Source organism: Streptomyces sp. NPDC055189 (genome assembly GCF_053606765.1).
The window spans coordinates 1-8,461 of record NZ_JBSGSG010000158.1; the positions used below are offsets into that span (position 1 = coordinate 1).

The following is an 8,461-nucleotide window of genomic DNA, read 5'->3' on the forward strand; positions in this document are numbered from 1 at the left end:
TCCCGGGGGCCTCCCCTTCCCCGCGTCCGCGGGGTCGGATCACACCTGCTCGCGGCTCTCCACCACGTCGAGGAGCTTGGCGAGGGCCTGGTCGCGCGGGATGCCGTTCTCCTGCGAGCCGTCGCGGTAGCGGAAGGAGATCGTGCCGGCGTTCATGTCGTCGTCACCGACGATGATCATGAAGGGGACCTTCAGCTTCTGCTGCGTCCTGATCTTCTTCTGCATGCGGTCGGACGAGGCGTCCACCTCGACCCGCAGGCCCTTCTTCTTGGCCTCGGCCGCGAACTCCTGGAGGTAGGGGATGTGCGCGTCCCCGACCGGGATGCCGACGGCCTGCACCGGGGCGAGCCACGGCGGCATCGCGCCCGCGTAGTGCTCAAGGAGCACCGCGAAGAACCGCTCGATCGAACCGAAGAGCGCGCGGTGGATCATCACCGGACGCTGCTTGGTGCCGTCGGGGCCGGTGTACTCCAGGTTGAAGCGCTCCGGCAGGTTGAAGTCCAGCTGCACGGTCGACATCTGCCAGGTGCGGCCGATGGCGTCCTTGCACTGCACGGAGATCTTCGGGCCGTAGAACGCGGCGCCGCCCGGGTCGGGGACGAGCGGGAGGCCCTGCTTCTCGGCGACCTGCTGCAGCGTCGCGGTGGCCTCCTCCCACACGTCGTCCGAGCCGACGAACTTCTCCGGGTCCTTGGTGGAGAGCTCCAGGTAGAAGTCGGTCAGGCCGTAGTCGCGCAGCAGGTTCAGGACGAAGGTGAGCGTCTTGTCGAGCTCGTCCGCCATCTGCTCCTTGGTGCAGTAGATGTGCGCGTCGTCCTGGGTGAAGCCGCGCGCACGGGTCAGACCGTGCACGACACCCGACTTCTCGTACCGGTACACGGTGCCGAACTCGAAGAGGCGCAGCGGCAGTTCACGGTAGGAACGCCCGCGTGCATCGAAGATCAGGTTGTGCATCGGGCAGTTCATGGGCTTGAGGTAGTAGTCCACGCCCTCGTCGAGCTGCATGGGCGGGTACATTCCGTCGGCGTACCAGTCCAGGTGGCCCGAGGTCTCGAAGAGCTTCCCCTTGGTGGCGTGCGGGGTGTAGACGAACTCGTACCCCTCCTCCTCGTGGCGGCGCCGCGAGTAGTCCTCCATGACCCGGCGGATGATGCCGCCCTTGGGGTGGAAGACCGCGAGGCCCGAGCCGATCTGCTCCGGGACGGAGAAGAGGTCCAGCTCGCTGCCGAGCTTGCGGTGGTCGCGCTTCTCGGCCTCGGCGAGGAACTCCAGGTGCGCCTTGAGCTCGTCCTTGGTGGGCCAGGCGGTGCCGTAGACGCGCTGGAGCATCGGGTTCTTCTCGCTGCCGCGCCAGTACGCCGCGGCGTTGCGCATCAGCTTGAACGCCGGGATGTTGCGGGTGGTGGGCAGGTGGGGACCGCGGCAGAGGTCCTTCCAGCACAGGTCGCCGGACTTCGGGTCGAGGTTGTCGTAGATGGTCAGCTCGCCGCCGCCCACCTCGACGTCCGCGCCGTCGTCACTGGAGGCGGCGCCCTTGATGCCGATGAGCTCCAGCTTGTACGGCTCGTCGGCGAGCTCCTCGCGGGCGGCCTCGTCGGTCACGACGCGGCGCGAGAAGCGCTGGCCGCGCTTCTGGATCTCCTGCATCTTCTTCTCGACGGCCTTGAGGTCCTCGGGAGTGAAGGGCTTCTCGACGTCGAAGTCGTAGTAGAAGCCGTCCTTGACCGGCGGACCGATGCCCAGCTTGGCCTCGGGGAAAAGCTCCTGCACGGCCTGCGCCATCACGTGCGCGGTGGAGTGGCGCAGGATGTTCAGGCCGTCCTCGGAGGAGATCTCGACGGGCTCGACCTCCTCGCCGTCCTGCACGGCGTACGCGAGGTCCTTCAGCTCGCCGGCCACGCGGGCGGCGACGACGGTGCGCTCGCCGGAGAAGAGTTCGGCGGCCGTAGTGCCCGTCGTCACCACGCGCTCTTCCCGCTCGGAATCGCGTTGGATGATCACACGGACGTCTGACACCGGTCTTCTCCTACCTGAAGGGGGTCGCGGCAGATCTGCTCCTGCGCGCGATACGAATCGTACCGAGCCGGGGGCGCCCATCGCGAAACGGTTAACCCCCGGGCATCGGCCGCACCCCGCATCAGTCCCCGCCGCACGCCTCCTCGAAGAAGTCGAGATGCTCCTGCAGCGACTTCATCAGGCGGTCCTTCTCCGCCTCGTCCACCTGCACCGGCACCACTCCCGATGCCCCGGTGAGCCGCCGGAACCCGCCCCGGCTCTCCAGGCGCCCGTGCACCCGGATCGGAAGGCCGACCAGATGGGCATGGCCCGCGATGCGGTACGACTCCTCGTCCAGGGTCATGCGTACGTGGGGGACGTCCACGCCCGCGAGCACCCGGACCCGCACCGTGCCCTCGCCCCGCGGCCCCGACCGCCGCATCCGCACCACGGCCCCCGTGATCCGCACCGGCATCGCCGGCTCGTCCCGCAAATAGCGGGCGCCCGCCTCCCGGAGCGCCGGCAGGTCACCGGGCGAGAACTCGACGGGCCCGGCGTCGACGGCGCACCCCTCGGGCACCCCGGCCGCGGGCGCCCACTCCACGGCGATCCGCGCGCCTTCCGTGCCCCGAACCAGGGCCACGACGGCCTCCGTCAGCTCATGGCTGACGCCCGCCTCGACGGCACCGTCGAAGGCGTCCATGCCACCGGTGGCGCGCTGGTAGTCGACGGCCTCGCGGACCGCGTAGAGCGCCTGGTGCAGCCGCACCGCGACGGGACGCCCGGTCAGGACGGGCACGAAGGCGGTGAGCCGGCGCCCGCCGGGTGCGGGGCCGACAAGGACGTTCTCCAGGGACGCGGCGGCGGGTCCGCGGTGCCGCGCCCCGTAGTACCCGGCACGGCCGCGCGCCGCGAGCGCCCCCGCGAGCAGCATCTGCCGTGCCGCCGAGCGCAGTTTCTCCTCCGCCGTCCAGGTCGCGGCGCCCGCCGGACCCGCCGGGACGTCCCGCCACCAGCGGATCTCGTCGCTGGGCACGGCGAGCCCGACGAGGACGTCTCGCGCGGACGGCGTCGCGCTGCGCGACAGGGCGGTGAGCGCCTCGCCGAGCAGGTCGTCGCAGTCGGGGAAGGCCCTGCTCTCCGGGACCAGCAGGCTCGTGCCGCCACCGCCGGGCCCCGGCGGGGTCCAGCGGGCGTAGCGGCCCGCCGCTCCCCCGCGCCGGTGCCAGCCGTGCCGGTCGAGCAGCACGCCGAGCACCGCGGGGTCGACCTGCGAGGGGTCGGGGGGACCCTGCGGGCCCAGCGGATCGGCCAACGGGCCCGCGACTTCAACGGGGTGCGGGCGAACGGGTCGTAGTGGCTCTTCCATCGGGCGGTGCATCAGGGTCTCCCTCCCGTCCCGACCCGCGTCATGATCTCGCAGAGGGCCCTGTCGTCGAAGATCCGCGAGGTCGGGACGCGCACGGTGGTCCTGCGCCGGCCGGTCACCTGGTGTCCGGCGAGGTTGGTCCAGTAGCAGCAGTGCCGCAGGTCGAGCCGGTCGTGCCCCGCGCGCAGCCAGTCGTCCTGCGACCGGGGCACGAGCATCACGACCAGGATCTTGTGCACCGCGACCGGGGTCCGGGCCAGCTTCTCCAGGTGCGGATTGTCGAGCGTGAAGGAGAAGGCCGGGCCCGGAGGATTCGGCGGTATTTGGTAGGTGCACTTGAGCTGCACCTTGATGGTGACTTCGTCGTCGACCGTGTGCCCGGGGGCGCTGTGGCTGACGTGCCAGTCGATTCCGTTGTCGGGAAAGGGCTGCGAGAGCGAGCACCCCGCCGCGGCGGCCACAGCGTGCAGATAGCCCACCTGAAGGGTCTCCATACAGGCGGTGGTGGCGAGTGAGCCGCGCGACGGTGCGATCCGCTCGGGCAGCAGCCCACCCTGTTCGGGCTGCGCGAGCGCCATGTCCAACGTGCCTTCCGAACCAGTGAATCCCCGCTTCGGGCCGGTCAACTTCCAAACCCTGTACCTCTGTTGTCTCCGGGCCGCGTACGGCGCAAACGGGCCGGGTATCACCGGTGTGGGCAGGGGGAGGAAAGCCATCTGCCGGACATGATCGAGGAGTTGCGTCACTATGACGTGCTGGTACGAGGGGCCCTTGGCCGCATTCGACACGGAGACCACGGGCGTCGACGTCGAGACCGACCGCATTGTGTCGGCCGCCGTCGTCGTCCAGCAAGGCGCGGGCACCCGCCCGCGCATCACTCGCTGGCTGGTGAACCCGGGCGTTCAGGTGCCCGAGGGCGCCACAGCGGTGCACGGCCTTACGGAGGAACATCTGCAGCACAACGGCCGCTGGCCCGCGCCGGTGATGGAGGAGATAGCAAGGGAACTGGCGGAGCAGGGCGCGGCGGGCCGCCCCATCGTCGTCATGAACGCACCCTTCGATCTGACGATCCTGGACCGGGAGTTGCGCAGGCACCGCGCCTCGTCGCTCGGCCACTACATGGGGGGTTCACCCCTGTGTGTGCTGGATCCGCGGGTCCTGGACAAGCAGCTCGACCGGTACCGCAAGGGCCGCCGCACGCTGACCGATCTGTGCGCGCACTACGCGGTGGAGCTGGACGGGGCACACGACGCCGCGGCCGACGCGCAGGCCGCGCTCGATGTCGTACGGGCCGTGGGGCAGCGTTTCGCTTCCCGGCTCGAGCGGCTCTCGCCTGCCGAGCTGCACGCGTTGCAGGCGGTGTGGCACGCGGCGCAGGCCCGTGGTCTGCAGGCCTGGTTCGCGCGCAGCGGTACGCCGGAGACGGTGGATCCGGCATGGCCGTTGCGTCCCGAAATGCCTGCGGCTGCCTGACGGTTGCCGCCTGCCGGTCGCTGTCTGCCGATTGCTGTCTGCGGGCATGAAAAAACCGGTCCGTCGGTGACGGACCGGCATTCTCCGGGTGGGCGATACTGGGTTCGAACCAGTGACCTCTTCGGTGTGAACGAAGCGCTCTCCCACTGAGCTAATCGCCCGGGAACGGACTGAACAATACAGGTCCACGCGGGTTTCCTTCAAACCGCTTGTGCGAAAGCCGTCAGCCCCGCCTGAGGTGCGCCTTCAGGCCCCGCTCGCCCGCGCGCATCATCAGCGCGTGGTTGAGGAGGAAAACGGGTCTGCCGGGGACGGCGAAGCGTCGCATCAGCGGCTTGCGCACCACCACTTCCTGGTCGTAGAGCGCCCGCGTCCCGCCCGGCACCGCCGTGACGGTCCAGCGCGCCCAGCCCTCCAGATCCCCGGCCATCGCGATCTCCAGGATCCCGGCCTGCTGGTCGCGGCGCCGTTCCTCACCGGTGACGAACAGGTCGTAGGGCAGGAGGGAACGGAAGCGCGCGGTGCCGGTGCGGTCGTCGACGGGCGTCACCTCGCGCACCTGGGGCCACCACGCCGGATAGTCCTCGGCGCGTTCGAGGACGGCGAACACGTCGGCGAGCGGCGCGGGCACGTTCCAGACGCTGCGGAAGCGGTAGTGGCTCCAGTCCATGGACCGAGTCTGCCGTCAGGACGCCCGATCTGAGTACGTCCTGAGTATCCGAGCCCATGCCCGTCGACGTGTCCTGGACCACACTCCACGGACATGACGAACATTCCGTCCCCGGCCGAGGAGCTCAGCATCCTCGACCTGGAGCTGCGCCGACTCGACGCACGCAGGACGCAGTTGCTGCAACGCCGCGTCTGGCTGATCGACGTCCTGCGGGCGCCGACCGCACCCGTTCCCGCATCCGCTCCCCCACGGCCGGCCCGCGCTCCGGAGGCCGCACCGCCGAACGTGCAGAACGTGCTGCTCACGCTCGGCGGCATCCTGCTGACCGTCGCGGCGATCGCCTTCACGCTGGTGAGCTGGGGGCACCTGGGCATCGGCGGGCGCAGCTCCGTCCTCGCGGCCGTGACGCTGACGGCACTCGGCGTGCCCGTGCTGCTGCTGCGCCGGAAGCTGCGTTCGACGGCGGAGACGGTGGCCGCGCTCGGCCTCGCCCTGACCGTCCTCGACGCGTACGCCCTCCATGTCGTCGCCCTGCCACAGGCCGACACCTTGGGCTACACGGCTGCCGCTTCCGCCGTGCTCGCCGTGCTGTGGGCGGCGTACGGCCTGGTCTTCCGCGAGTTGCGACTGCCCCTGCCGCTCGCCATGGCGACCGCTCAACTCCCGCTGTTCCTCTGGGCGCGGGCCGCGGACGCGGGTGAGCACGCGACGGTGGCGGCGCTCCTGGTGACGGCGGCGTTCGACGTCGCCGTCGCGCTGCGGGTCACCGACCCCGCCGTACGCATCGTCGCGACCGTCTTCGCCTGCGCCGCGGGCCTGTGGGGTGCTCTGGCCGCCGGCTACCTGTCCTGGTCGGCCACGGATCTGCCCGGCGCGGTGCGGGCGGGTGCGCTCCTGGTCCTCGCGGCGGCGATCGCGCTGGTGGCGGCGTGGCTGATCACGCTGCCCGCGCAGGCGACGGGTGCGGCGTTCGCGGGCGGCCTGCTGGTGGCCGCCGCGGCAGGCGGCGTGCTGCGCGAGGCGCTGCCCGACGCGTGGGCGGTTCCCGGCTATCTGGCGTGTGCCGTCGTCATGCCGGCGGTCCTGCGCACCGCGTTGCCGCGCCCCGTCCAGCGCGGGGTCGCCGGGGCGGCGTTCCTCGTCCAGGCGCTCGCGGTGCTGTGGACGCTGCCCGCGCTGGTCTCCGCGCTCGCCGGGCCCGTCAACCGGGCCGGCAATGTCTGGTCGGGCGCGCCGTCGAACGCGGCGGACGCCGTCTTCGCGGAAGAACTACCCGTGCACCACCCGGCCATGGCCTCACTCGTACTCGCCGTCGTAGCGGTGGTGCTGTTCGCGGGAGCGCGGCTCCTGCCCCTGCACGCGAAGGAGACGACCGGGCACCCCGACACCCAGAGGGCCACGCCGCCCGAGACGGGGACGGTCGCATCACCGAACTCCGGGCCGACTGCCCCGGCCGGGACGGGGACGACCTCCCCGCACGGGACGGAGACGACCGCCCCGCGCGAGACAGGAACCACCGCATCACCCGACACCGGACCTTCCACCCCGGCCGGGACATGGACGACCTCGCCGCCCGGGCCCACGCCACCCCGGGCGGGCGCGATCGCCGCCACGCCCCGGAATCCCGTCGCCGCGCCCGCCCTGACGCCCTCAGCGGCGCGCGCAGGCGCCCTCGCGCTGGCCTGGGCCGCGGCGTTCGTCCTGCCTCCTGCACTCGAACTTCCCTACGCGGCCGGGGTATCGGCTCACATCGCGGTGGTCGCGGCTCTGCTGGCCTTCGTGACGCGTGCGGGATCTAGGGCGCTCGCCCTGACCTCGCTGAGCCTGGCGGTCGCCTCCTCTGCGAGCGTCGCGCTCCTCGCCCTGGCGACCACTTCCGCGACGCTCGGCACACTGGCCGCCCTGACGGCACTGTTCCTGACGGCCACGGTGCTCGCGGCCCGCCGCGAAGAACCGGTTGCGGGGGTGGCGCCCACCGCCGTCTGCGCTGCCGTCTCGTACGCCACCGCGCTCGCCTGCGCATCAGGGGCCGCCCTGGACCTGCGCTTGGATCACACGGGGCTCCTGACGCTCGTCGTACCGGCGCTGGCCGCCCTGGCCGCGGCCCGGCTCGGCCGTCATCCGCTGACCCCGCCGGTCGAGATCACCGGAGCGCTCGCCGGCGGGCTCGCGATCGTCCTCACCGCCGGGCACGCGACGACCCTCGCCCTTGCCCTCGCGCTCGGCGGTGTCATCGCCGCGGGCACGGCCCTGCGCACGGACCGCCGCCCGGTGGGGTACGCGGCCGGGGCACTGTTCCTCCTGGCGACCTGGGTGCGCCTGGCCGCCTGGGACGTCGAAATCCCGGAGGCCTACACCCTGCCGGTCACCGTCCCCGCGCTCGTGATCGGCGTACTGCTGCGCCGCCGCGCCCCGGAGACGTCCTCCTGGACGGCTTACGGCCCCGGCCTCGCGGCGACCCTCCTGCCGAGCCTCGCGGCAGCCTGGAGCGACGCGCACTGGCAGCGTCCGCTGCTCCTCGGCACGGCGGCCCTGCTGATCACGCTGACGGGCGCCCGGTTCCGGCTGCAGGCCCCGCTGCTGCTGGGCGGCACGGTCCTCGCCCTGGACGCGCTGCACGAACTGGCGCCCTACATCGTCCAGGCGGTGGACGCCCTGCCGCGCTGGCTGCCGCCCGCGCTCGCCGGACTACTGCTGCTCGCCATCGGCGCGACGTACGAGAAAAGGCTGCGCGACGCACGCCGGGTGCGGGACGTTCTCGGCAGAATGCGCTGACTCCGCTTTTCCGTGCGACATCCGTGCGGCAGCCGACGGGTCATCAATTCCCTTGCGCCGCACGGGAAAAGGGCGCGAATACGACTGCGGCCCGGAGGCTGTAAGCCTCCGGGCCGCAGTTCCGGGGTGGGCGATACTGGGTTCGAACCAGTGACCTCTTCGGTGTGAACGAAGCGCTC

The 8,461-nt window shown here is 71.6% G+C and carries 6 protein-coding genes and 1 tRNA gene; 2 read left to right on the forward strand and 5 right to left on the reverse strand.

All coding sequences use genetic code 11. The features are described from left to right. Nucleotides 1–39: 39 nt before the first annotated feature. From thrS to ACWFR3_RS45955, 3 genes are all read right to left on the reverse strand, one after another. On the reverse strand, nucleotides 40–2,016 hold the full coding sequence (gene thrS / locus ACWFR3_RS45945) for a threonine--tRNA ligase (RefSeq protein WP_453740690.1): 1,977 nt from the start codon (nucleotides 2,014–2,016) through the stop codon (nucleotides 40–42). Between the two features lie 121 nt (nucleotides 2,017–2,137). Then, nucleotides 2,138–3,379, reverse strand: coding sequence for a hypothetical protein (locus ACWFR3_RS45950; RefSeq protein ID WP_453740694.1), 1,242 nt, complete (start codon nucleotides 3,377–3,379; stop codon nucleotides 2,138–2,140). Next, nucleotides 3,376–3,942, reverse strand: coding sequence for a DUF4365 domain-containing protein (locus tag ACWFR3_RS45955; RefSeq protein ID WP_453740695.1), 567 nt, complete (start codon nucleotides 3,940–3,942; stop codon nucleotides 3,376–3,378). The genes ACWFR3_RS45950 and ACWFR3_RS45955 overlap by 4 nt, the downstream gene beginning before the upstream one ends. Nucleotides 3,943–4,111: 169 nt before the next feature. On the opposite strand from ACWFR3_RS45955, the gene ACWFR3_RS45960 reads away from it, so the two are divergent. Next, nucleotides 4,112–4,837: an exonuclease domain-containing protein gene (locus ACWFR3_RS45960; RefSeq protein ID WP_453740691.1), complete on the forward strand. Its 726-nt coding sequence runs from the start codon at nucleotides 4,112–4,114 to the stop codon at nucleotides 4,835–4,837. An 89-nt stretch (nucleotides 4,838–4,926) separates the two neighbouring features. Here ACWFR3_RS45960 and ACWFR3_RS45965 read toward each other — a convergent pair. Both ACWFR3_RS45965 and ACWFR3_RS45970 read right to left on the reverse strand, forming a co-directional pair. After that, nucleotides 4,927–4,998: transfer RNA gene (locus ACWFR3_RS45965), tRNA-Val, on the reverse strand. A 62-nt stretch (nucleotides 4,999–5,060) separates the two neighbouring features. Further along, complete coding sequence (locus tag ACWFR3_RS45970; protein ID WP_453740692.1) at nucleotides 5,061–5,507, reverse strand: SRPBCC family protein; 447 nt, start codon at nucleotides 5,505–5,507, stop codon at nucleotides 5,061–5,063. Nucleotides 5,508–5,600: 93 nt separating this feature from the next. Between ACWFR3_RS45970 and ACWFR3_RS45975 the strand changes: the two genes are divergently transcribed. After that, the gene (locus ACWFR3_RS45975; RefSeq protein ID WP_453740693.1) at nucleotides 5,601–8,282 is read left to right on the forward strand and encodes an SCO7613 C-terminal domain-containing membrane protein; all 2,682 of its coding nucleotides are present in this window, start codon (nucleotides 5,601–5,603) and stop codon (nucleotides 8,280–8,282) included. The last annotated feature ends 179 nt before the right edge of the window (nucleotides 8,283–8,461 follow it).